This window comes from Pseudomonas syringae, assembly GCF_001698815.1.
Lineage (GTDB): Bacteria > Pseudomonadota > Gammaproteobacteria > Pseudomonadales > Pseudomonadaceae > Aquipseudomonas > Aquipseudomonas syringae_A.
In genome coordinates this window covers 259,721-282,107 of record NZ_LGSI01000020.1, presented here as the reverse complement: position 1 = coordinate 282,107, position 22,387 = coordinate 259,721, and the positions used below count along the sequence as shown (strand labels likewise).

The 22,387-nt window shown below is 61.1% G+C and carries 22 protein-coding genes and 2 pseudogenes; 9 read left to right on the top strand and 15 right to left on the bottom strand.

What is annotated here, in order from left to right; all coding sequences use genetic code 11:
• Nucleotides 1-35: 35 nt before the first annotated feature.
• Entirely contained in the window at nucleotides 36-812 is a 777-nt protein-coding gene (locus AFK24_RS05975) for a LamB/YcsF family protein (RefSeq protein WP_065832358.1), read from the top strand.
• A gap of 86 nt (nucleotides 813-898) precedes the next feature.
• Here AFK24_RS05975 and AFK24_RS05970 read toward each other — a convergent pair whose 3' ends face one another.
• On the bottom strand, nucleotides 899-2,134 hold the full coding sequence (locus AFK24_RS05970; RefSeq protein ID WP_276204938.1) for a D-amino acid dehydrogenase: 1,236 nt from the start codon (nucleotides 2,132-2,134) through the stop codon (nucleotides 899-901).
• Nucleotides 2,135-2,278: 144 nt separating this feature from the next.
• Here AFK24_RS05970 and AFK24_RS05965 point away from each other — a divergent pair, with 144 nt between their 5' ends.
• Nucleotides 2,279-2,635 carry a RidA family protein gene (locus AFK24_RS05965; RefSeq protein WP_065832356.1) on the top strand — a complete coding sequence of 119 codons (357 nt, stop codon included), beginning with the start codon at nucleotides 2,279-2,281 and terminating at the stop codon, nucleotides 2,633-2,635.
• On the opposite strand, the gene AFK24_RS05960 is transcribed toward AFK24_RS05965, so the two are convergent.
• From AFK24_RS05960 to AFK24_RS05925, 8 genes are all read right to left on the bottom strand, one after another.
• Nucleotides 2,632-4,080 (bottom strand): N-acyl-D-amino-acid deacylase family protein, encoded by a 1,449-nt coding sequence (locus AFK24_RS05960; protein ID WP_065832355.1) that lies wholly within the window; start codon nucleotides 4,078-4,080, stop codon nucleotides 2,632-2,634. The genes AFK24_RS05965 and AFK24_RS05960 overlap by 4 nt on opposite strands.
• Before the next feature lie 2 nt (nucleotides 4,081-4,082).
• Nucleotides 4,083-5,726 carry a dipeptide ABC transporter ATP-binding protein gene (locus tag AFK24_RS05955; protein ID WP_065832354.1) on the bottom strand — a complete coding sequence of 548 codons (1,644 nt, stop codon included), beginning with the start codon at nucleotides 5,724-5,726 and terminating at the stop codon, nucleotides 4,083-4,085.
• Nucleotides 5,723-6,598, bottom strand: a complete 876-nt coding sequence (locus AFK24_RS05950; RefSeq protein WP_065832353.1) for an ABC transporter permease — start codon at nucleotides 6,596-6,598, stop codon at nucleotides 5,723-5,725. The genes AFK24_RS05955 and AFK24_RS05950 overlap by 4 nt, the downstream gene beginning before the upstream one ends.
• Before the next feature lie 10 nt (nucleotides 6,599-6,608).
• A complete protein-coding gene (locus tag AFK24_RS05945; protein ID WP_065832352.1) occupies nucleotides 6,609-7,550 on the bottom strand; it encodes an ABC transporter permease in 942 nt (313 codons plus the stop codon).
• Between the two features lie 35 nt (nucleotides 7,551-7,585).
• Nucleotides 7,586-9,184 carry an ABC transporter substrate-binding protein gene (locus AFK24_RS05940; RefSeq protein WP_065832351.1) on the bottom strand — a complete coding sequence of 533 codons (1,599 nt, stop codon included), beginning with the start codon at nucleotides 9,182-9,184 and terminating at the stop codon, nucleotides 7,586-7,588.
• 113 nt (nucleotides 9,185-9,297) lie between these two features.
• Complete coding sequence (locus AFK24_RS05935) at nucleotides 9,298-10,152, bottom strand: D-amino-acid transaminase (protein ID WP_139110453.1); 855 nt, start codon at nucleotides 10,150-10,152, stop codon at nucleotides 9,298-9,300.
• A gap of 16 nt (nucleotides 10,153-10,168) precedes the next feature.
• Nucleotides 10,169-11,092 carry an N-carbamoyl-D-amino-acid hydrolase gene (locus tag AFK24_RS05930; RefSeq protein WP_065832349.1) on the bottom strand — a complete coding sequence of 308 codons (924 nt, stop codon included), beginning with the start codon at nucleotides 11,090-11,092 and terminating at the stop codon, nucleotides 10,169-10,171.
• Between the two features lie 124 nt (nucleotides 11,093-11,216).
• Complete coding sequence (locus AFK24_RS05925; RefSeq protein ID WP_065832348.1) at nucleotides 11,217-12,137, bottom strand: LysR family transcriptional regulator; 921 nt, start codon at nucleotides 12,135-12,137, stop codon at nucleotides 11,217-11,219.
• 166 nt (nucleotides 12,138-12,303) lie between these two features.
• Between AFK24_RS05925 and AFK24_RS05920 the strand changes: the two genes are divergently transcribed.
• Complete coding sequence (locus AFK24_RS05920) at nucleotides 12,304-13,203, top strand: AEC family transporter (RefSeq protein ID WP_065832469.1); 900 nt, start codon at nucleotides 12,304-12,306, stop codon at nucleotides 13,201-13,203.
• Nucleotides 13,204-13,207: 4 nt separating this feature from the next.
• On the opposite strand, the gene AFK24_RS05915 is transcribed toward AFK24_RS05920, so the two are convergent.
• Nucleotides 13,208-14,143 (bottom strand): NAD(P)-dependent oxidoreductase, encoded by a 936-nt coding sequence (locus AFK24_RS05915; protein WP_065832347.1) that lies wholly within the window; start codon nucleotides 14,141-14,143, stop codon nucleotides 13,208-13,210.
• A 122-nt stretch (nucleotides 14,144-14,265) separates the two neighbouring features.
• Here AFK24_RS05915 and AFK24_RS05910 point away from each other — a divergent pair, with 122 nt between their 5' ends.
• The 5 genes from AFK24_RS05910 to AFK24_RS05890 all read left to right on the top strand — a co-directional run bounded on the left by AFK24_RS05910 (nucleotide 14,266) and on the right by AFK24_RS05890 (nucleotide 18,048).
• Nucleotides 14,266-14,901, top strand: coding sequence for a DUF1989 domain-containing protein (locus AFK24_RS05910; RefSeq protein WP_065832346.1), 636 nt, complete (start codon nucleotides 14,266-14,268; stop codon nucleotides 14,899-14,901).
• Nucleotides 14,902-14,905: 4 nt separating this feature from the next.
• The gene (locus tag AFK24_RS05905) at nucleotides 14,906-15,712 is read left to right on the top strand and encodes an amino acid ABC transporter ATP-binding protein (RefSeq protein WP_065832345.1); all 807 of its coding nucleotides are present in this window, start codon (nucleotides 14,906-14,908) and stop codon (nucleotides 15,710-15,712) included.
• Entirely contained in the window at nucleotides 15,709-16,365 is a 657-nt protein-coding gene (locus tag AFK24_RS05900) for an amino acid ABC transporter permease (protein ID WP_065832344.1), read from the top strand. Before AFK24_RS05905 ends, AFK24_RS05900 begins: the two co-directional genes overlap by 4 nt.
• A 43-nt stretch (nucleotides 16,366-16,408) precedes the next feature.
• Complete coding sequence (locus tag AFK24_RS05895) at nucleotides 16,409-17,200, top strand: transporter substrate-binding domain-containing protein (protein ID WP_065832343.1); 792 nt, start codon at nucleotides 16,409-16,411, stop codon at nucleotides 17,198-17,200.
• A gap of 134 nt (nucleotides 17,201-17,334) precedes the next feature.
• Entirely contained in the window at nucleotides 17,335-18,048 is a 714-nt protein-coding gene (locus AFK24_RS05890; protein WP_065832342.1) for a GntR family transcriptional regulator, read from the top strand.
• 81 nt (nucleotides 18,049-18,129) lie between these two features.
• Here AFK24_RS05890 and AFK24_RS31965 read toward each other — a convergent pair.
• From AFK24_RS31965 to AFK24_RS05865, 5 genes and pseudogenes are all read right to left on the bottom strand, one after another.
• Nucleotides 18,130-18,531, bottom strand: a pseudogene (locus AFK24_RS31965) (hypothetical protein); the annotation flags it as partial.
• Nucleotides 18,532-18,554: 23 nt separating this feature from the next.
• Nucleotides 18,555-18,878, bottom strand: a complete 324-nt coding sequence (locus AFK24_RS05880) for a hypothetical protein (RefSeq protein WP_065832340.1) — start codon at nucleotides 18,876-18,878, stop codon at nucleotides 18,555-18,557.
• A gap of 253 nt (nucleotides 18,879-19,131) precedes the next feature.
• Nucleotides 19,132-20,027, bottom strand: a pseudogene (locus tag AFK24_RS05875) (transposase).
• Between the two features lie 57 nt (nucleotides 20,028-20,084).
• A complete protein-coding gene (locus AFK24_RS05870) occupies nucleotides 20,085-20,762 on the bottom strand; it encodes an aspartate/glutamate racemase family protein (RefSeq protein ID WP_065832339.1) in 678 nt (225 codons plus the stop codon).
• Between the two features lie 160 nt (nucleotides 20,763-20,922).
• The gene (locus tag AFK24_RS05865; protein ID WP_065832338.1) at nucleotides 20,923-22,125 is read right to left on the bottom strand and encodes a pyridoxal phosphate-dependent aminotransferase; all 1,203 of its coding nucleotides are present in this window, start codon (nucleotides 22,123-22,125) and stop codon (nucleotides 20,923-20,925) included.
• Between AFK24_RS05865 and AFK24_RS31135 the strand changes: the two genes are divergently transcribed.
• Nucleotides 22,124-22,297 carry a hypothetical protein gene (locus AFK24_RS31135; protein WP_170826293.1) on the top strand — a complete coding sequence of 58 codons (174 nt, stop codon included), beginning with the start codon at nucleotides 22,124-22,126 and terminating at the stop codon, nucleotides 22,295-22,297. The genes AFK24_RS05865 and AFK24_RS31135 overlap by 2 nt on opposite strands.
• The last annotated feature ends 90 nt before the right edge of the window (nucleotides 22,298-22,387 follow it).

The window sequence follows — 22,387 nt, the reverse complement described above, 5'->3', positions numbered from 1 at the left end:
GAATCACGATGGTTAATGGTCTCAAAGGTGACTGCATGCTGATCGACTTGAACTGCGACATGGGTGAAGGCTTTGGCGCCTGGAAGATGGGCGATGACAGCACAATGCTCGACATCGTCAGCTCTGCGAACATCGCCTGCGGATTTCATGCCGGTGATCCCGACATCATGTTTGCCACCGCCGCCATGGCGCGTGACAAAGGGGTCGCGGTCGGCGCCCACCCCAGTTTCCTCGACCTGCACGGTTTCGGTCGTCGGCAGATTCGTGGCGATAGCCCGGCACAGATCGAACGCCAGATCATTTACCAGATCGGGGCGTTCAAAGCGCTCGCGCACGCAGCCGGGTTGCCCCTGCAACACGTCAAGACGCATGGCGCACTGGGCAACATGGCCAATGAAGACCCGGAACTGGCGCTGGCTGTGGCGCGCGCGATCAAGGCCGTCGACCCGGATTTGATTTTCGTGGTGATGCCCGGCCTCGAAACCGAGCGTGCCGGTGAGCAACTGGGTCTGCGCATGGCGCGGGAGATCTACGCTGACCGCGCCTATGCCGCCAACGGCAACCTGGTCTCGCGAAAATTGCCGGGCGCTGTTATTCATGACAGCGAAATCGCCGCCACCCGCGTGCTGCGCATGATCGAAGAGCAAGCCATCACCACCGTCGACGGCACACGCATGCCCGTGCGGATCGACACCGTTTGCCTGCACGGCGACACGCCGGGCGCCACGGATATGGCCGAACAGCTGCGCACGTTACTTGAGGGCGCCGGTGTGCAGATTGCGCCGATGGCGGCGGTGGTCGGAGCAAAATGAAGTCAAAGGCGCTCAGTGTGTTATGAACTGACGAGCAAGCCTCAGCCGCGATTACGGTGTATCAGGCAAGTCGCAGCGATCAATCCCTATCGCAACTGAAACGGTGCCGAATCGATGGGCAAGGGTTCGTTGAGCATCTGCGCGGCCAGCAGCCGGGCGCTGCCCAGTGCCAGGGTGAAACCCAGGGCACCCTGCCCGACGTTCAGCCACAGATTGCTGAAGTCGCCCGCGCGCCCAACGATGGGTTTGCTATGGGCGGTACTGGGACGTAACCCCGCCCACGCCTGTGCATTGTTCAAATCCAGCTGCGGGAAGGTCTCGGCCACTTGCTGCTTGAGCAGAGTGATGCGCGCCGGGTCGACATCAGCCCGGCTCACGCCCATATCCACCATCGCGGCGATGCGCAGCTGCCGGGCCAGCGGCGCGTAGACCACCTTGCGCGCGGCATCGGTCACGCTCAAGCGTGGCGCCTGCATGCCAGGGTCCAGCTGCACGCTCAAGCTGTAGCCGCGCAGGGCGTACAGCGGCAGTGAAATCCCCAGCGGCTTGAGCAACGACACACTGAACATCCCCGCCGTGACCACCACCGCATCGGCTGGCAGATCGCCCTGATCGGTGCGCACCGCGACAACGCGCGAGCGTTCGCTCACCAACGCCTGCACCTGGACCCCAAGTGCCAGCCGCACGTTTGGCAGCTGCGCGAGCAGGCCTTTCAAGCCCTGACAAAAGCGCAGGCAATCGCCGGTCGCTTCGCCCGGCGTGTAGATACCGCCGGCCAAGTTATCGCCAATGGCCTGAAGCGCCGGTTCAAGGGCCACGCAAGCCGGGCCGTCGAGGACCTGCTGGTCAGCGCCCAGCGTACGTTGCCAATCGACCATCGGTTCGGCAGCGACCAACGCCTGCTGATCACGGTACACCACCAGTTTGCCGGTGCGAATCAGATCGAAATCCAGAGGATGCGCGGCCAACAGCTCGTTCAGCGAATCGCGGCTCAGGTACGACAAGCTGAGCATCTGGCCAATCGTGCGGCGCACTTGTGCGTCGTTGCAGGCGCGCAGAAATTCCAGGCACCAGCGCCACTGCATCGGGTCCAGGCGCGGCCTGAAACGCAGCGGCGAATCACCGCGCAACAACCACTGCGGCAATTTGCCGATCACTCCCGGATCAGCCAAGGGCGCCACGTAGCTGTAGCTCAGTTGTCCGCCGTTGGCGAAGCTGGTCTCTTGCGCAACATCGGCATGACGGTCCACCAGCGTGACCTGCACGCCCTGTTGCGCCAGATACCAGGCGCTGGTCAGACCCACCACACCCGCTCCTATCACCACTACCTGCACAGCGTTCCCCTTTCAATTGCGAGTCGCGACGGTGGCCATAGCACCAGGTTATGGCCGACCGTCAATTTGTTCATGGCAATGCGCGACGAGCTTGGTTAGCGTTGCCGATCCATTACCCCGTCAGGAGTTGCCATGAGCATCCAGAGAATTTCCGTTAATCCACGACTGTCCGGCGCCGTCGTCCACAGCGGTCTGGCGTGGTTGTCCGGCCAGGTGCCCGATGATCGCGGTGCCGATTGCGCAGGCCAGACCCGCCAGGTGCTGGCCAAGATCGATGCCCTGCTCGCCCAGTCCGGCAGCGATAAATCAAAATTGCTCAGCGCCCAGATCTGGCTCAAGGACATCAGCGCCGACTTCGCCGCCATGAATGAAGTCTGGAGCCAATGGTTGCCCGAAGGCGCCGCCCCCGCCCGCGCCACGATCCAGGCCGACCTGGCGTCACCGGACGTGCTGGTCGAAATTATGCTGACCGCCGCCATCGGCGCCTAACCCACAACAGCAGCAGGCTGGCGCTTGAGCAAGCGCCCTTGCCGCCCCTGCACCCTGCCGCCTTCGTAGCTGACCACGCCATTGACCACCACCAGATCAATGCCCGGCGCCTGCCGACAAGGGTCGCTGTATGTGGCGACATCCTCGATGCGCAGCATGTCCACCAGCGTCAGGTCGGCGAAGGCGCCTTCGCGCAGCACACCACGGTCCTGCAGACGAAACCGCGTCGCCGATAATCCGGTCATCTTGCGCACTGCTTCGGCCAGATCGAACAGTTTCAGGTCGCGGCAATAATGCGCCAATACCCGAGGAAACGTGCCCCACAGCCGCGGGTGCGGATTGGGGTCGTTGGGCAGACCGTCGGAACCGACCATCGACAACGGATGCGCGAGAATCCTGCGCACGTCGTCTTCGCTCATCATGTGGTAGATCGCGCCAGCCGGGCGCAGTCGCTCGGTGGCTTCCCACTGCGAAACACCCCACTGGGCGGCGATGTCGTTGAGCGTCTGGCGGGCCATTTCCGGGTGAGGGTCGGACCAGGTGATGTAAATCTCCATCTGCCCATCCACGCGCCAGGCATCCAGTGTGGTCGAGCTGGCCGAATAGGGGTAACAGTCGCAATTGCAGGATTGCTCACTGGCGGCGTTCTCCAGCGCGGCAAGGGCCAGCGGCGCTTGCCCCCAGTTACCGGCGCCAGCGCACTTGAGATGGGAAATCACCAGGTCTGCCCCGGCATTGCGCGCGGTCGTGAATGACTCTTGCAGGGAGTCCAGCAGCCCATCGTGTTCATTGCGCATGTGCGTGGTGTACAGCGCGCCATGGGCGCCGACGATGTCCACCAGGCGCTGCATCTCGGCCATCGGCGCCTGCTTGGCATTGGTGTACGCCAACCCGGAACTCAGGCCGATGGCACCTGCCTGCAGCGCGTTTTCCAGCGCCAGACACATCACGTCGAGCTCGCTGTCCAGTGCAGCACGATCAAACTGCACCATGACGTTGGCGCGCAAAGCCGTGTGGCCAATCAAGGCTGCGACGTTGACGCTGGGGACAGCCTGCTCGACCGCGTCAGCGTAAGCCGTGAATGTGGGGTAGACGAACGCGTCCTGGGTGCCGAGCAGGTTCATCGGGTCCGGCGGCACACCGGGCAGCGTAACCGGTGATGCGCTGATGCCGCAGTTGCCGACGATGACTGTGGTCACGCCCTGAGAAATCTTGGCCAGCATTTCCGGGGTGCGAATGACGTTGGTGTCGTCGTGGGTGTGCACGTCGATGAAACCGGGCATCAGGCAGCGCCCGCTGCCATCGATGCTGCGCACCGCCTCATGACCCGCCAGATTGCCGATGGCGACAATGCGATCGCCCTGGGTCGCAAGGTCGGCGACATACGGCTTGGCACCCGTGCCATCGACCACGGTGACACCGCGAAACAGTAAATCGAAGGTCATGCTCACGTCCTCTGGCCCGCAGCAAAATTCCAACCCTTGCCGGGCACCGCGTCCATCAATTGCTGGGTATAGGGTTGCTGCGGCTGCGTCAGGACCAGAGCTGCCGGGCCGTACTCGACGACCTGCCCGCGATGCATCACCAGCACGTCGTCGCACAATTGCGCCGCCACGCGCAGGTCATGGGTGATGAACAGGATGGCCACCCCCATGCGCCGCTGAATGTCCTGCAGCAGTTGCAACACTTGCGCCTGCACCGAGACGTCGAGCGCAGAAACGGCCTCGTCGGCGACGATCACGTCCGGCTCCATGGCCAGCGCGCGGGCAATGGCAATGCGTTGCCGCTGTCCGCCGGAAAACTGATGCGGATAACGCTCGATCGCATCGGCAGGCAACCCCACCAGCTCCAACAACTCCTGACCGCGCGCCCACGCCTCAGCGAACGGCACACCATGGTTCATCGGTCCCTCCACCAGGCTTTTGCCAATGCTGACGCGCGGGTTGAGCGAACGGTTGGGGTCCTGAAAGATCATCTGGATGCGCTTGCGGTGCGGCTTGAGACTGGCCGCCGACAATTCGGAAATGTCCTTGCCGGTGACCCTGATTGCGCCATGGGTCGGGGCCAGCAAGCGCATCACGCAACGGGCTACCGTGGATTTTCCGGACCCGCTCTCGCCGACGATGCCCAGGGTCCGTCCACGCTTGAGGGTGAACGACACATCATGCACGGCGCGCGTGCCTTCACGGGCTTTGCCCAACCAACACCAGGCACCGCCCGCTGGCAGATACACCTTGCCCAGCTCGCTGACGTCGAGCACCACCTGGGCACTGTAGACCTCATGCCGTGCCGCCCTTGGCTCAAGGCCGGGCACTGCCGCGAGCAAGGCTTTGGTGTAGTCCTCACGGGGGCGGGACAAGACATCTGCCACCGTGCCGGACTCGACGATACGGCCCTGGCGCATGACGCAAACCCGGTCGGCGATGTCCACCACCACGCCCATATCGTGGGTGATGAACAACACTGCCGTGCCGTGCTTGTGTTGCAGCTCGCGGATCAGCTTGAGGATCTGTTGCTGGGTGGTGACGTCCAGCGCGGTGGTTGGCTCATCGGCGATCAACAGGCGCGGTTCGAGGACCAACGCCATGGCAATCATGATGCGCTGACGCTGTCCGCCGCTGAGCTGATGCGGATAGGCGTCGTACATACGTCCGAGGTCAGGCAGATGCACCTGCGCCAGCGCGGTCATGACTTGCACGCGACGCTGCGCGGCGTTCATGTCGGTATGGGTCTGCAGCACCTCATCAATCTGGCGGCCGACGCTGAGTACCGGGTTGAGCGCGGTCATCGGCTCTTGGAAAATCATCGCCATGCGGCTGCCGCGCAGGGCCTTGAGCCGGCCATTGCTGACCTGCAACACGTCTTCGCCGTCCAGCACGATCCGGCCGCTGACTGCACTCAACGCATCCTTGGGCAGCAGGCCCAGGGTCGCCAGTGAGGTCACCGACTTGCCCGAACCGCTCTCGCCCACCAGGCATAACGTTTCGCCGGGGCGGATTTCGAATGAGATGTCTTGCAGGATCGGCGTGCCATCTGCGGCGTTCACGCACAACTGCTCGACCCGCAGCGTCTCGCTCAGTTGATCGCTCATGCGGCGCCCCTTTTCTTCATGCGTGGATCGAGTGCATCGCGCACCGCGTCCCCCAACAGATTGATCGACAAGATGCACAGCGACAACGCAAGACCGGCCCACAACACCAGCGAAGGCTTGAGCTGAAAATACACGCGGCCTTCGGAGATGATGTTGCCCCAGCTCGGGATTTCGGTGCCGATCCCCGCGCCGAGAAACGACAGGATCGCTTCAGTGAGAATCGCCGACGCGCAGATGTAGGTGCCCTGCACAATCAGCGGTGCCAGGGTATTGGGCATCAGGTGCCGGGTGAGGATATTGAACGTCGAGGTGCCCATCAGCACGGCGGCTTCCACGTACGGTTCTTCGCGCGTCGATAACACCCGTGAGCGCACCAGACGCACCACCTGCGGGATTTCCGGGACCGTGATCGCGATCATGATCGTCCAGATCCCGGCACTGCTGAGGGACACGATGGCAATCGCCAGCAAGATGCCGGGGATCGCCATCAGCCCGTCCATCACCCGCATCAACAAAGCGTCCAGGCCGCGAAAATAGCCAGCGATCAAACCCAGCGGCAAACCGATGAGGATGCTCAGCACGGTGACGCCAACGCCAACGGTCAGGGAAATACGCGCGCCGTACACGATGCGCGAAAACAGGTCGCGGCCATAGGCGTCGGTGCCCAACCAAAACTCGGCGCTGGCAGGTTTCAGGCGAAAGGCCGGGGCCAGTGCCACCGGGTCATGATTGGCCACCCAAGGTGCGAAAACGGCCATGCCAATGATCAACACCAGCACCACCAGCGCCAAGGCCGACGTCAGCGGCATTCGCGGCAGCGCGATCAGTCGCCGCCGGGGCGCGGGCCGGCTCAGAGAAACGGGTTTGCTCATGGCCTTGCCCTCAGTAGCGAATGCGTGGATCGCTGATCGCATAAGACAGATCGATCAGCAGATTGATGACGACATACACGCCGCTGGTCAGCAGGATCATGCCCTGGATCACCGGGTAGTCGCGGGCCAGCACGGCATCGACGATCAGCCGGCCCAGCCCTGGAATGTTGAACACGCTTTCAGTCACCACGACGCCGGAGATCATTAGCGCGAAGCCGGTGCCGATCACCGTCAGGATCGGAATCATCGCGTTGCGCAGCGCGTGCCGGAACAACACATGCACTTCGGCCAGCCCCTTGGCGCGGGCGGTACGGATGTAATCCTCGCCCAGCACCTCAAGCATGCTGGCCCGGGTCATGCGCGCCACCAGTGCCACGTAGACCGAGGACAAGGTTAACGCCGGCAGCACAATGCGTTGGGCAAATGGCCCCAGGCCATCACTGATACTGCGAAACCCTTGCACCGGCAGCCATTTGAGCTCCAGGGCGAACACGGTGATCAGCACGTAACCGATGACGAACACCGGTATCGAGAAGCCCAGCACCGAGGTCGACATCACTAGGTTGTCGATCCAGCTGCCGTGTTTCCACGCCGCCAGTACTCCCAGGGGGACCGAGATCAGGATGGTGAACACGATGGACACCAGCGCCAGGCTGAGCGTCGGTTCCAGCCGCTGGCCGATCATGTTCAGCACCGGCGTGTGGGCCATCAGCGAAGTGCTGAAATCGCCCTGCAGCAGTTGCCATATCCACACGAAAAACTGTCGGTACAACGGCTGATTAAGGCCCAGGCTTTCGCGAATCGCCGCCAGTTGTTCGGGGCTGGCCATGTCACCGGCGATGATTGCCGCAGGATCGCCCGGCGACAGGCGCAGCAGCAGGAACACGAACAGTGCGACCACCAGCATCACCGGTATGGCGGCCAGCACCCGACGTAAAAAGTAACCCAGCATCGAAGCCTCCAGAGGCAAGCATCATGTCGCGGCGATCAGTCAGCTTTTTCGACGTTCCAGAACACCGTAGACGGCCCGGTCATCAAGTGGCTGATGCGGCTGTTCCAGGCGGCGACGTCAAAGTACTGACCCAGCGGGATGTAGCTGACCTGATCCATGGCGCGTTTCTGGATGTCGACGGCGATTTCCTTCTGCTTTGCCGGATCGGTGGCAGTGGCGAAATCCACCCGCAACTGGTTCATCTGCGGATCGGTCGGCCAGCCGAACCAAGCGCCCTTCTGCCCGCCACCGTCGAGCATCGGATTGACCACCGGGTTCCAGATGGTCTCGGCGTTCCAATAGGTGAAGAACAGGTTCCAGCCACCTTGCGCGGGTGGATTTTGGTTGGCTCGGCGCGAGACCAGTGTTTGCCAGTCCATCGGTTGCAGATCGACGTTGAAGCCAGCCTTGCGCAACGCTTGCGCCACTACCACCGGCTGCGGCGCCTGACTTGGGACGTCGGTCGGCTGCATGATCACCACGGGCGTGCCGTCGTAACCGGCTTTTTTCAGCAGCGCACGTGCAGCTTCCAGATTGCCGCCGGTGGTCAGCGATTCGCCGCCCGCCTCGGTTTCAAGCGTGGTCCCGCAACCGAACACCGAAGCGCATTGCTTGAAGTACTCGGGGTTGCCGACCAGCGCATCGAGCACATCCTTCTGGTTCATCGCCAACAAGGCGGCGCGACGGATGTCGGGGTTGTTGAACGGCGGGTAAAGGAAGTTCATGCGCCCCCCGGTCATCGACCCCAACTTGCTCAGCACACCGGACTTGAGGTGATCGTCGGCCTGCACCATCGGCAGCAGGTCGATGGGCAGTTGTTCGATGAAATCGATATCGCCGGAAGACAGCGCGTTGATCGCGGTCATGCGGTCGGGCATGTTGATCCACTCGACGCGGTCAACCTTGACCACCTTGCCCCCGGCAGTACCGCTGGCTGGCTCTTTGCGCGGGACGTACTGCTTGAATTTTTCGTAGACCACCCGGTTGCCGGGATCGAACTCCTTGGCGACGAACACATACGGCCCGGAGCCGGTGTAGTCGCTGATGGTCTTGCCATCGGCGATGGTGGCAACACGTTCGGGCATCATGAACGCCGCCACCGAAGACGGCTTGGCCAGCAGTTGCAGCACGTAGCCGAACGGTTTGGCCAGGGTCAGGGTGATGGTCTTGTCATCGGTGGCGACGATGCCAGCGGTGTACTTCATCATCAACTGGCCGCCGACGTCGAAGCGCGCCCAACGCTTGAGCGAGGCGACGCAATCGGTGGCTGTCACCGGTTTGCCGTCATGCCATAGCAAGCCGTCACGCAGCGTGAAGGTGTACGTCAGGCCATCTGCAGACACAGTCCAGTCAGCCATTTGCGGCTGGGGCACGAAGTGCTCATCCATGCCAATCAGCGTGTCGTAGATCATGTAAGCGTGATTGCGGGTGATCTGCGCCGTGGTGGCGATGGGATCAAGCACTCGCAGGGATGAGGACATCACCGCATGCAGGGTTTTCTCGGCGGCCAGGGTGAAAGGCGCATTGAGCGCAAGGGCCAGGCCGATGGGCATCAAGAGGCGGGAAATCAGGGCGCGGGTTGGTCGTGATGTCATGCTCAACACTCCTTACAGATGGCTACGGTCGGTGTCGGCAGTCGTGCTGCTTGGTGCAAATGGCGTGGCAAGCCCGGCGTGTCTGTGCACGCCTGAGCCGTGGCGTGCAGCGTCTAGACAAGCACCGCAAGCGCATGATCGATGTACAACTGGCGCAGGTGTTGGGTCCGCGCACCGGGTTTGCCATCGCCCACCGGCTGGCCGTCGATGCTGACCACCGGGTACACAAACGAGGTGGACGAGGTGATGAACGCTTCGGCGGCGGTTTGCGCCTCTTGAAGGGTGTAGCCGCGCTCTTCAAGGCGCAGGTCATGTTCTTTGAGCAGTGCGATCAACGCGCCACGGGTGATGCCGGGCAACAACGCGCGGGACAGCTCGCGGGTCACCACGGCGCCGTCGTGGGTGATGATGAACGCGTTGTTGGACGTGCCTTCGGTGACCCAGCCATCCTTCACCAGCCATGCATCGTCGGCGCCCTGTGCCCTGGCCTGTTCTTTGGCCATACAGGCGTAGAGCAACTGGGTGGTCTTGATATCGCTGCGGCCCCAGCGCAAATCGGGCACGCCGATGATGTTCATGCCGCGCTTGGCCAGCGGGCTATCGATCACCACCTTGGCCTGGGTATACAGCACCACCGTCAGCGGGCTGCCAGCTGGCGGATACAGGAAGTTGCGGTCCTCGACGCCGCGCGTGACTTGCAGGTACACCAGCCCTTCGTGCAACTGGTTGCGCGCGATCAGTTCCCGGTGAATGGCCAGCAATTGCGCATGGTCGAGTGGCAAATCCAGGCCCAGCCCCTCCAGCGAGCGCGCCAGACGCGCAAGGTGCAGGTCGAAATCCACCAGCTTGCCTTGCAGCACGGCGGTCACTTCGTAGATACCGTCGGCGAACATGAAGCCACGGTCGAAGACTGAAATCTTCGCTTCGTTTCCAGGGACGAAAGTCCCGTTCAGGTACACGCTGCGCATGGTCGCTGTCTCCATGTCAGGGGCGTTCGACGCCGGTCTGACGGGTGATGATGCCGTAGTGTTCGATGCGTCGATGGCGGGCGAAATCGAAGATCGTGGTCTTGCCAAACGTGCACAAATCCATGTCGCAGGCATGCACGATCAGTTCATCGCCCTGCCCTTGCGCCCTGGCCACGACGAAACCGTTGGGATCGACGATGACGCTGCCGCCCATCAGCGGGAAGCCGTCTTCGACTCCAGCCTTGGCGACTCCGACGACCCAGGTTGCGTTCTGGTAGGCCCCGGCCTGCATGCACAATTCAGAATGAAACAGCCGATGCTCTTCGCCTTCGCCACGCTTCTGCGAATTGATCGACGGTGTGTTGTAGCCCAGGGTAATCAGCTCAACGCCTTGCAAGCCCATGACTCGATAGGTTTCTGGCCAACGTCGGTCATTGCAGATGCACATGCCCATCACCGCCCCCTGGGTTTCCCAGGTCGGGAAGCCCAGGTCGCCAGGTTCGAAATAACGTTTTTCCAAGTGCTGGAAATCGCGTTCCGTGTCGAACTCGACGTGGCCAGGCAAATGCACTTTGCGGTACTTGCCAACGATGTTGCCCTGGCGATCAGTGAGGATCGAGGTGTTGAAATGCTGGCCCTCGGGTGTCAGTTCGGCGTAGCCAAAGGAGATCGCGATGCCGTGCTCACGGGAGAAGTCGAACAATGGGCGGGTGACATCGCTGGGCATTTCACGCTCGAACCAGGTGTCGACCTCCTGCTGATCCGGCATGAACCAGCGCGGGAAAAATGTCGTCAACGCAAGCTCCGGGAACACCACCAGTTCACACCCCTGCCGCCGGGCCTGCTCCAGCAGCACCAACATGCGCTGGACCACAGTGGCCCTGGCGTCAGTTTTCTGGATGGCGCCCAACTGGGCGCCGCCGATGATGATTTCGCGCATGTCGCATGTCCTCTCACGAGACCGGCTCGGTGCCGGCAAACCCTGGTGCAGTGCTTAGGGGTCATTGTGGGAGGGTCGTCCCCGCCTGTCGCATGCCAATACGTCGACGATGGTTAACCTGGTGTTAATCCATGCCGAACAGTTCAAACCCGTTGCCACCGAGGGTGCCACGCAGGTGTTCGACAAAACCGTGGGCCACTTGCGCCAGCGGTTCGCGACGCAGGTGCACCAGGCTGACCGTCAGGCGCTCGTCGGCCAGCAAGGGCAACACCGCCATGCGTTCGGTACCGGAGGCGCGCCAGGAAATTTCGTCGACCACCGAGAAACCCGCACCGTTTTTCACCAGCGCACAAGCATGGTGGGGCGAGTCAACATGGATGTCCGGGCGATACGCCAGGCCTACGCGCTCGAACGCAGGCTTCATGAAACTGAAAAAAGGAGTGTCCGCCGGGTAGCCGATGAAGGGCGAATCAGCCAGCGCCTGGGGCAGCTCGTCCTGCGGCACATGGGTCAGCGGATGATCGGCAGGACACACCACCAGTACCCGGATGTCGCTCAGCGGCACGGCACGCAAATTAGGGTGATCGATCGGAAACAGCGAGATACCGAGGTCAGCCTGCTGATCCAGCAGCCTGTCGCGCAGCAACACATGGCGCAAGCACTCAAGACTGACACGAATGTCGGCGTTGCAGCGCCTGAACGCGGCGATGGCATCGGGCACCAGTTGATGGCCCAGGCTGGGGCTGCTGGCAATGCGCAGGACCCCATGACGCTGCTGCACCAGATCGTGCAGCGTGGTGTTTACCCTCTGGATGTCGCGGTAGACCGATTCGACGTCGGCAAACAAACGCCGGGCCTCGGGCGAAGGATACAACCGGCCCTTGACCCGTTCGAACAGTTGAAAGCCAATGCGCACCTCGGTGTGCGAGAGCATACGGCTGACAGCAGGCTGCGAGACCAGCAGTAGCTGTGCCGCGCCGCTGATGGAGCCGGTGATCATCACCGCGCGGAACACTTCGATCTGCCGCAGATTGAGCGACTGCATTCAACTTCCTCTTTGCCGAATTGCGCCCCATAGCGGCCGACGCTTAACAATACGTTATAGGTCGATAGCAATTAGTATGCCAATTGATAAATAAACCTGAGGATCACGCTGACAGCCGCGAACCGGCGCGGTAATAATGCGCGCACTTTTTCCTGAGGCGCGCGCCGTGTCTGTCCCGCAAACGATCCTGCCCATTTTTCTCCTAATCATCATTGGCTATGTGCTTGCCCGCCGTGGCGCAATCAATCCGCCGACCAACAAGGCGCTGGGCAACCTGGCGTTCAAGCTGTTCATGCCCATGGTGCTGTTCACCGGGATGGTCAACGCGCCGCTGCACGACGGTTTGAACGTAAAGGTGCTGGTGGCGTATTTCGTACCGGCGCTGCTGGTGTTTGCCACGGTCAACCTGATCGCCCATCGCTTCATTAAGCGTCCCACGCCGTTCGGCCTGACCGCTGCGTTCGGCAACAACGCCTTGATCGGCATTCCCATGGTCGCCGCGCTGTTCGGCAGCGGCGGCCTGGTGCTGTTGTTCACGGTGCTGGCGGTCCACAGCTTGCTGCTGTTCAGCTTCCAGAGCCTGTACAACAGCTTCGCCGGGGCCGAACCGTTCAAGCCGGCAACACTTGTGTCGAGCCTGGCCAACCCGATGATCATCGGGTTGCTGCTGGGTGTGGCGGTCAACTTGTCGGACCTGACGCTGCCCGGTTGGGGTCTGCAATTGGCGACCTGGCTGGCCCAGGCAGCGCTGCCCTGCGCGCTCATCGTACTGGGCGCCAACCTCTCCGGTTATCAGCTACGACCGAGCCTGTACGCCGTCGGGATCACGTTCGCCAAGTTGATCGCCTTGCCGTTGTTGGTGCTGCTGGCGTGCATGCTGCTGGGTATCGTCGGGTTGCCGCGCGGCGTGCTGGTGCTGATGGCGGCCAATCCCTGCGGCGTGAACGTACTGGGCTTTGCCCGCTCGCTGGAGGACAGCCAGAAAACCAGCTCCGCCATCTGCCTGTCGACCATCCTGTCGGCGGTGACCCTGCCGTTGTGGATGTGGCTCAACGGCGCGATCTGAGCCGCTACGCCAAGCGATCTTGCGGCTCCCCGCCAGCCAGCACATGTACCACGCCTTCAGTCACGGCGTAGGCCATCCGCATCAGCGACTGTTCAGTGGAGGCGCCGGTGTGCGGTGTCAGCAGGACGTTGGGCGAGTGCAGCAGCGAGTAGTCGGCGGGCATGGTGTCAAAGGCATAGACGTCCAGCCCCGCCCCGGCAATGACACCTGAATGCAAGGCATCGATCAATGCGGCTTCATCCACCAATGGCGCGCGCCCGGTATTGATCAACAACGCCGTGGGTTTCATCTCGCGTAACTGTTCGGCGCCGATCAGGTGATAGGTCTGCGGCACCGAGGGCAGATGCAGGGACACGATATCGCTGCCATTGAGTAGCGCCTGAAGACTCTCTGCCCGCTGCATGCCCAGGGCATTCAATTGCTCGTGGGTGGCGCTACGGGCGAACACCTGAACCTGCATGCCCAAGGCTTGGGCCAACGCCCCGGTGGCCTTGCCGATCGCCCCGAAACCCACCAGCCCCAGGCGCTGACCGTGCAGCTCGCGCAACTGTGCCCGGAAACGAAACGCCATGTCCCCGGCCCGGGCCGCCTGATCGCTTTGCAACAGCTGCTTGCTCAGCGCGAACATCAATGCAATCGCATGCTCGGCAACCGAGCGAGCATTGCGTCCGGGGGTGTTGAACACCGGAATGCGCAAATCCCGCGCCGCGTCCAGGTCGATATTATCGAAGCCTGCGCCATGCACCCCGATGACGCGCAGGTTTTTGAAGCGCTCTATCTCGAGGCGTCCAAAGCGGCTACTGCGCAATATGCCGGCCACCACCCGTTGCGGATCCGCCCGCAGGCACGCTTGCTCACCGATCAGCGGCTCCAGGCCAGCGGCGCGCAGGGTCTCTATCCCGCAGGCGTGAATGGGTTGCGGCATCAGGCATTGATTCATGGGGCTCTCGTCGTTTTTCGGAGGAAATCACACAATGGCATTTACCTTGCATTCCATTGGTATACCTGAAATCTACCAGAACTGACATCCTTCTGCGATCTGTTCGAGCAAGAGAGGACGACATGCCCCCTTTATCGCCCACTGACGATTTACAGCAAATCCTGAAGGCCACGCGCGGGACCGCCATCAAGCTGTGCAAGGGCGAGGTCATCCGCATCATCAACCTGCACGGCAGCCAGGTGGTGGACGCCTGGGCCGTCAATCTGACCGACAGCAATGAGTGCAGCGCGCTGGAACATACCCGCTCGATCAACAGCAACATATTCTTCGAAACGGGCATGACTCTGGTCAGCAACCTGCGTCGCCCGATGCTCACGCTGGTCGAGGACACCTCCCCCGGACGTCACGACACCCTCCTGTGCCCATGCAACGGCGCCATCTATCAAGAACTGGGTTGCATCGACTACCACCGCAGCTGCACCGACAATTTCCACGAAGCACTCGCCGAACAAGGCTTGCAGTGCAGCTACACCCCCGCCTCACTGAACCTGTTCATGAACATTCCGGTGGCCGAAGACGGCAGCGTGCAACGTGTGCCGCCGCGCTCCCGGCCGGGCGACAGTGTGACGCTGCTGGCAGAAATGGACGTGATGGTGGTGTTGTCGGCGTGCCCGCAGCACATCACCCCAATCAATGGCACCGGTTGTCAGCCCAGCGACATCGCCTGGGTCATCCACCCTCTTCCCGCCGAGCAATGACCTCATGACCCAAACAGTCAAACCGATGCTGCGCATCAAAGAGCTGAGCAAAAGCTACGGCGATTTGCATGTGCTCAAAAACGTCGCACTCGACGTTTATCCCGGCGAGGTGGTGTCGATCATCGGCGCCAGCGGTTCAGGTAAAAGCACCTTTCTGCGCTGCTTGAACGTCATGGAAATGCCCCAGCACGGGTTCATGGAGTTCGAGGATTTCTCCTTCGACTTTCGCGACGGTGCTCGGGCACAACCGACCACCAATCAACTGCGTGCGTTGCGCGCGCAGATTGGCATGGTGTTCCAGAGCTACAACCTCTGGCCGCACAAGACGGTGCTGCAGAACGTGATCGAAGCGCCGATGCGCGTGCTCAAAGTACCCAAGGCCCAGGCCATCAAGGAGGGCGAAGCACTGCTGACCAAGGTCGGACTGTTCGACAAATGCCATCAGTATCCCGGCAAATTGTCCGGCGGCCAGCAACAACGCGTCGCCATTGCCCGTGCGCTGGCAATGAAGCCCAAGGTCATGTTGTTTGACGAAGCAACCTCGGCGCTGGACCCAGAGCTGGTCGGTGAGGTGCTGGCGCTGATCGCCTCGCTGGCCGCCGAAGGCATGACCATGTTGCTGGTGACCCACGAAATCGCCTTCGCCCGCGACGTCGCCAGCCGCGTACTGTATTTCGATCAGGGCTGCATCGCCGAAGACGGCCCGCCTGAAGAAGTGCTGCGCAATCCGAAGAACGACCGCCTGCGCCAGTTCCTCAAACGCATCCTGCATGAAGACATCACCCGGTCAGCCTTGGAGAAACCGCAATGAGTCAGCTGTACAGCGACATCTCTCTTTATGGTGCCGGCTTTATGGAAGCCGCCTGGGTGGTGTTGCTCATAACCGTGGCGACGATTTTCCTGAGCTGGATCTTCGGTCTGCTCGCAGTGCTGGGCAAGCGCTCCAACTTGGTGCTGCTGCGCGCCATCGCCAGCTTCTACGTGTGGTTCATCCGTGGCACGCCAGCGCTGATCCAGGTGTTCATCATTTATTTCGGGCTGCCACAAGTGGGGATCAACCCCTCGCCGTTCATGGCGGGCGTGATCGCGCTGGGCCTAAACAGCGGCGCCTACGTGGCGGAGATCATCCGCTCCGGGCTGCTGGCGATTCCCAACGGCCAGTTCGAATCGTCACAGGCGCTGGGCATGAGCCATCCGGAAACCATGGTCAGGATCGTCCTGCCGCAGGTGTTCCGCATCATCCTGCCGCCGTTGACCAACGAAGCCATTGCCGCGCTGAAAAACACGTCACTGCTGTCCACCATCACCGTGGTCGACCTGACGCTGTATGCGCAAACGATTATTTCCACGACGTTCCGTCCCTTCCAGTTCTTCATCGCTACCGCTGTGATCTACCTGATCCTGACCACGATGTTGACGCAACTGTCGTCCTGGATGGAACGCCGCCAGGTGCGTCTGAGCTGAATCCGTCGCGTCTTCCCCTTATTTGGCCAACGAGTAAGCAACCATGAATATCAAACGCCTTTTCACGCTGTTCACCGTCCTTTCTGTCTTGAGCGTTGGCGCCCATGCAGCACCCGATGATCTGGAGCTGTTGAAGCCTGGCCAGTTGAAAGTCGCGACCCTGGGCACTTTCCCACCGTTCACCATGCGCAGCCCCAACGGCCAGCTCGATGGCCTGGAAATTCGCGTCATGAAGGAAATCGCCAAACGTCTGAACCTGGAATACACGCCCATGCTGGTGCAGTGGGATTCCTTGCTGGTCGCCCTTGAGGCCAACCAGTTCGACGTCAGCACCGCCGCGATGGACATCACCCCCGCTCGCCAGAAACAGATCGTCTTCTCCGATGGCTGGATCGAATCCGGAGCGCGCATCCTCACGCCCCTCGATTCGTCGATCAAATCGGCCGCTGACCTTAAAGGCAAGCGCGTCGGCACTCAGGTCTCGTCCACTTATGCCGTGTTGGCCGAGGAGCACGGCGCGGTGGTCAAAAGCTACAAATCCGAATCGGACACCGTGCAGGACCTGGCCAACCACAATGTCGAGGCTGTGATCACCGACGCGATTACCGGGGCGTACCTGATCAAGCATGTCGGCCTGCCGATCACCATGACGGACGATTACGTCAGCCACATACAGAAGGGTTTCGCCTTCAAAAAAGGCAAGCCGAAACTGGTAGCCGCCGTGAACAAGGCCCTGGCTGACATGCAAGCCGACGGAACATATGCAAAGCTGACCAGCGACCTGATCGGCTACGACCCAGCGCCCAAAGACCCGGTCCGTTCACTGGCGCAGTAATCGCCAGACATCTTGCGCCGCGTGCTATCGCGCAGGGAGCGACACGGCGTAAAATGCGGGCCGTCATTGGCAGCCGCCCCCGTTTACCGGCTGCCAGTCCACTTTTGTCTGATACCCCTTGTGTGAAGTGACTTATGGAACCGATCAAATCCACGGCCGACTTCCTCGGTGAACGGGAACAGAATCTCAGCGCCAAAGCGTACGACGCGATGCTGCAGATGCTCATCAGTCGAGAGTTGCCGGCCAATACGGTGCTCCAGGAGCGCAGGCTGGCCGAGCTGCTGAATATCTCGCGCACCCCGGTTCGCGACGCCCTGACCCGCCTGGAAAACGAGGGCCTGATCAGTCGTACCGCCGGGCGTACCCTGGTGGTGCGGCAATTTTCCATCCGTGAGTTGATCGAGACGCTACACGTTCGCCGCACGCTGGAAGCCGAAGCCGCACGCCTGGCGGCAGGCCGTGTACCGATCGCCGAGCTCGATGAACTCGAAGCCAGCGTACGACGCCTGCTGGAAGCTGAAGTCCCCAATGCCGAGGAGGACTGGATCGTCGACAGCAAGCTGCACCAGATGCTCTCGCACTACAGCGGCAACCTGCTGCTGACGCAGTACATCGAAACCCTGCGTTTGAAGACCCGGATGTTCAACCTGAGCGTGGCGCCCGAACGCTTCGAAAGCGCGCATCAGGAACACCTGGCAATCGTGCAGGCCTTGAAGGTCGGTTACCTGGAGCACCTGGCAATCATCGAGGCGCTGCGCGCAGGCGATCCGGAAGCTGCGCAAAAGGCCGCCGCGGCGCACATAGACAGCGTTCGCCAAGGCATCATCAACCGCTTCAGCCAGCTTTGATTCACTTGCACCGCGCGGGGTCAGCACCCTTCCCAGCACCTGCGTTGCACGCTGAAAATTCTCCATGCTCATGGCTTCATCAGGGTTGTGGCTGCCATTGGCGTTACGGATGAACAGCATCGCGGTGTCGATACCTTGCTCCGCGAACACCACCGCATCGTGGCCCGCCCCGCTGGGCATGGACCGTGCGGGCAGTCCGAGCGCCAACGCGACATCGTGCGTTTGAGCGATCAACTCGGCCGACATCACCCCGGCCGTGCTCTGCGTGCGCTCACCGAGGTCATATGTCACGCCGCGTTCGGCGGCAATGTCCCGCACGGCACATTGCAAACGCTCATCCATCAACGCCAGGGTCCAGGGCTGTTGCGAACGCAGGTCGATGCAGAAGGCCACCTGGCCGGACACCTTGCTGAAATCAGCCTGAACAGCATCCGTGGCGAACCGGCCCACCGTTAAGGTCAGCTCATGCCCTTCGCGTTCCATACGCCCCCACAACGCATGCAACGTCACCACCAACTGGCTGGCCGCGACCACTGCGTCGCACCGATAACACGCGGCGTAGCGCCGGAATGCGCGTAATAGCCGAGCGCACGCGCCTTGCGATAACGCAGGCTGCCACAAATGCCGCTGACGATGCCCAGCGGTATACCGGCATCGATCAGCACCGGGCCCTGCTCAATATGCACTTCGATAAAGCTGTTGATCATCGCGGGATTAAGGGCGGGCAGCTGCGCGGCCAGAGTCAGCGGATCGCCACCCAGCTGAGCCAAGTGCTCGCTCAAGGTCCGTGCGGTGGCGGCACGCCTGGCCAGCAGCGCATCAGCGGGCAACAGGCGAAAGCGGACTTGCTGCCCACGTACGAAACCGGAAACCAGGCGCTTTCCTCGGCGCGGATGGCCATGATCGTGACGTCATGCTCCGGCCCAGAGTGTGTAAAAACGTCAGATTGAGTTTCTCACATCGATGCTAGGAGACCGTGCTTACGTTTCGCAAACTGATCAAGTCCGTGACGTTTCCAGGAACAGTTAAAACCGCTCAGCAACCTCTTAAAGCCCTTTGGATGGGGCAAAAAAAGACCGGTTTTTACCCCGTTGACGCTTTCATCAAGCCAGTGGTGCCGATGATTTTCATGACTCGTTTCAGGTTGTAGGCAAGCACATTCAAGCTCATCTCGGCGCTTACCCCGTTAAGCTTTGGGTCAGAAAGTACGTCGCCCCCATCCATTGCTTGAGCGTCCCGAAGGGATACTCAACAGTCCGTTTTCGGATCCGCATCATCTCCGGCGCATTGCTCAGCCTGTTCTGCATTTCCTCCAATACGGCTTCATGCTCCCAGCGCCGAGCTCGCCGTGGCTTGCTCGGCGTGCACTGAGTTTGTAGCGTGCAGTTCTGGCAATTTGAACTCCAGTAACAGTGCAACTTCATGCCTTTCTCAACGCTGGAGAAGCGCCAGATCAGGGCCTCTCCCGCCGGGCAGATGTATTCATTTTTCGTCACGTCATGTACGAAGGCATCTTTGTTGAACCGCCCATCTGCCTTGGCGCCGGAGGTCATCGGCTTTGGCAAATAGGCGGTGATGTTTGCGTCGTAACAGGCCAGGATTTCTTCACCTTTGAAGTAGCCCCGATCAGCCACTACCGACAGGGTTTCTGAGCCGATGGCTTCCCGCGCCTGCTTCGCCATCGAGCTGAGTTGGTCGCGGTGGGAGCGGACGTTGGTGACCTCATGAGCAACGATCAAATGGTGTTGGGTGTCGACCGCCGTCTGTACGTTGTAGCCGACTATTCCCCTTCCATTCGCCGCTTCAGTTTGGCGCTGGTGAAATTGCGGTCGCGGTTGTTGACGGCCTTGAATTTACTGCCGTCGATGGCAACCAACATCGACCATGCGCACCGGATTGGTATCGCTGACGTAGTCGTCGAGGCTCTCGGGAAGCAAGGTGCTTTGACCTTGGTGTTCACCCTGGATAAACCGTTTCATGGGTTTCCCTTGCGATGAATTTCTCAGAAATCATAGCCCCTGAACCTCAAGCAGACACTACCCTCGTCTATTTAGTTTTACGTGACTCGATGCGGCTTCCACTGCTGCCTTTAAGCCTTCCGTTGCGCTGGTGAGCGGGGAAGGACCAGTCGTCACGAGCGATGCCGCTCCACTCATTGAAGCTTGTCCCAAGGCGACCACTGACGCGCCGTCGAGGTATGCACGGTCCACCGCCTCAGCAACAGCTGCTAGATACCCTCTGAAGTCACCGGATTTAAATAGTGCCCAAGCCCCGGAAACAAGTCGTATCTCAACCAACGCTTTGGATCTCTCCGCAGCGTGCATGAAAAGACGAGATGTGGGATCGACAGTGGTCTCGACGGCACACAAAACCACGATTTTACGACCCACAGTACCCGCATGAACCGCAGCGCAGGCCAGAGCTTCATCCGCTCTCATAATTGTGGGTGAAGCGTTCTTTGCAAGGCCTTCGATAGAAGGGCCTAAGGTCGAACACGTGAGTACAACTGCGTCAGCATGGTGAGCGAGTGAAAGAAGCGCTTGCTGCGTTGCATTCGATATACCCGCAGTCAGTCCGCCTGAACGCTCGGCCGCTGCCAGGAGATCAGCACGAACCTCATGCTGCAAAATATTTAGCCCAATACCCAGCGCCTTCGCAGCCGAGTCGAAGACCGCCACGTTGCTTTCAGCTGTATGTAGGCAGGCGATTCGCATGAGTCACTCCTCTTCTCTCTAAAACATCTTTGAACATCGCTACGCGTTTTTTACACACTCTAGGCCGATAGCCGCTCTTGCTCCAGCCGCTCAGCACGGCAAGTCCGGCCACTACCCGGCGGCGCCGTCGTAATTGCCGCCTTGCGTGAAGCCCCCACCGTCACACCAGCGCCCGGCAGGCGGCGACGATCAACTCGCAGGCGGTAGCCAGATCTATATCACTGACGCTGTAGGAAACGCGAAAATAAGGCGCCAGACCAAACACGGTGCCAGGCACCACCGCCACGCCGCCAACTTCGAGCAGGTAACGGCACAGGTCGACATCGGTTGCGATGACGTTGCCTGCCGGGGCGGTTTTGCCGATCAACCCGCCGCATTCGACATACAAATAAAACGCGGCGGGGGGACACGCGACGTTCAACAACGGCCGGGCACCGGCAAACACCGCCAACGCATGATCGCGACGCCCGCGCAGCCGCTCGCACCACTGCGCGATGAAGTCCTGCGGCCCGTTCAATGCCGCGACGGCTCCCGCCTGGCTGATCGATGAGGGATTCGTGGTGCTTTGCGACTGCAGCAGTTCGATGCCCTTGATCAACCAAGCGGGTCCGCCCGCATAACCCAGGCGCCAACCGGTCATGGCGTGGCTTTTCGAGACGCCGTTCACGGTCAGCGTGCGGTCATGAAGGTCAGGCACAGCCTGGGCGAACGATGCGAAGTGGCCTTCGAACACAATCGGCTCGTAGATATCATCGGACAGAATCAACACGCGTGGATAACCGCGCAGCACCTCGCCCAGCGCCTGTAATTCCTCGGCGCTGTATAACGCGCCCGACGGGTTGCCTGGGGAATTGAGCAGCAGCCAACGGGTATGGGGCGTCAACGCGGCAGCGAGAGAGTGCGCAGTGAGCTTGAAAGCGTGACCCGGCTCAGGCGTTACGACCACGGGCCTGGCGCCGGTCAGCAAGACCATTTCCGGGTACGACACCCAGTACGGGGCAACGAACACCACCTCATCACTGGGCTCAAGTGTGGCCAGTAATGCGTTGAAAATGATCTGCTTGGCGCCGGTAGAAGCGATCACCTGATCGCTGGTGTAGGTCAGCCGGTTGTCGCGCTGGAATTTACCAATGATTGCCTGCTTGAGGCCACGGTCCCCGAGACGCTGGTGTACCGGGTTTGGCCCTGACGCATGGCATCGATGGCGGCGGGTGTCGAAATCCAGCTCCCCGGTGCTGAGGCTGATGACTGCGCGCCCCTCGGCGGCCATGCGCCGCGCAGCATCGGCAATCGCCGCTGTGGCGGAGGGACGGATCCGGGACACAACAGACGACAGCTGATGGTCGGTGGAGGCACTGCTCATGGACGTCTCGCAGAAGGAGAAATACACATGGTATACCGGAGGGATACAACTGTCATACGCAGAGGTGTCTGATGAAACGCTGTATCGAAGCACGCAAACTGCGGCAAATCCGGCTGATATGGAGCGAATCACCGACGAGTTGATCAACAAAATTCTTGAAGAAGAACGTTAGGGGTCACGCTTCTGAAACCGCTGGCGATGGGTGTGGAGGCTATTCACCTCCAGCTGTTGCCGAAAGCTCCCGGCCAGAAGCGGCCTCTCG

Excerpts from the sequence above, each read along its gene's own strand:
- AFK24_RS05950 (WP_065832353.1), bottom strand. The coding sequence starts at position 6,598 with ATGAGCAAACCCGTTTCTCTGAGCCGGCCCGCGCCCCGGCGGCGACTG.
- AFK24_RS05935 (WP_139110453.1), bottom strand. The coding sequence starts at position 10,152 with ATGCGCAGCGTGTACCTGAACGGGACTTTCGTCCCTGGAAACGAAGCG.
- AFK24_RS05965 (WP_065832356.1), top strand. The coding sequence starts at position 2,279 with ATGAGCATCCAGAGAATTTCCGTTAATCCACGACTGTCCGGCGCCGTC.
- AFK24_RS05955 (WP_065832354.1), bottom strand. The coding sequence starts at position 5,726 with ATGAGCGATCAACTGAGCGAGACGCTGCGGGTCGAGCAGTTGTGCGTG.
- AFK24_RS05925 (WP_065832348.1), bottom strand. The coding sequence starts at position 12,137 with ATGCAGTCGCTCAATCTGCGGCAGATCGAAGTGTTCCGCGCGGTGATG.
- AFK24_RS05930 (WP_065832349.1), bottom strand. The coding sequence starts at position 11,092 with ATGCGCGAAATCATCATCGGCGGCGCCCAGTTGGGCGCCATCCAGAAA.
- AFK24_RS05905 (WP_065832345.1), top strand. The coding sequence starts at position 14,906 with ATGACCCAAACAGTCAAACCGATGCTGCGCATCAAAGAGCTGAGCAAA.
- AFK24_RS05960 (WP_065832355.1), bottom strand. The coding sequence starts at position 4,080 with ATGACCTTCGATTTACTGTTTCGCGGTGTCACCGTGGTCGATGGCACG.
- AFK24_RS05900 (WP_065832344.1), top strand. The coding sequence starts at position 15,709 with ATGAGTCAGCTGTACAGCGACATCTCTCTTTATGGTGCCGGCTTTATG.
- AFK24_RS05865 (WP_065832338.1), bottom strand. The coding sequence starts at position 22,125 with ATGAGCAGTGCCTCCACCGACCATCAGCTGTCGTCTGTTGTGTCCCGG.
- AFK24_RS05975 (WP_065832358.1), top strand. The coding sequence starts at position 36 with ATGCTGATCGACTTGAACTGCGACATGGGTGAAGGCTTTGGCGCCTGG.
- AFK24_RS05940 (WP_065832351.1), bottom strand. The coding sequence starts at position 9,184 with ATGACATCACGACCAACCCGCGCCCTGATTTCCCGCCTCTTGATGCCC.
- AFK24_RS05895 (WP_065832343.1), top strand. The coding sequence starts at position 16,409 with ATGAATATCAAACGCCTTTTCACGCTGTTCACCGTCCTTTCTGTCTTG.
- AFK24_RS05915 (WP_065832347.1), bottom strand. The coding sequence starts at position 14,143 with ATGAATCAATGCCTGATGCCGCAACCCATTCACGCCTGCGGGATAGAG.
- AFK24_RS05910 (WP_065832346.1), top strand. The coding sequence starts at position 14,266 with ATGCCCCCTTTATCGCCCACTGACGATTTACAGCAAATCCTGAAGGCC.
- AFK24_RS05945 (WP_065832352.1), bottom strand. The coding sequence starts at position 7,550 with ATGCTGGGTTACTTTTTACGTCGGGTGCTGGCCGCCATACCGGTGATG.
- AFK24_RS31135 (WP_170826293.1), top strand. The coding sequence starts at position 22,124 with ATGGACGTCTCGCAGAAGGAGAAATACACATGGTATACCGGAGGGATA.
- AFK24_RS05890 (WP_065832342.1), top strand. The coding sequence starts at position 17,335 with ATGGAACCGATCAAATCCACGGCCGACTTCCTCGGTGAACGGGAACAG.
- AFK24_RS05870 (WP_065832339.1), bottom strand. The coding sequence starts at position 20,762 with ATGCGAATCGCCTGCCTACATACAGCTGAAAGCAACGTGGCGGTCTTC.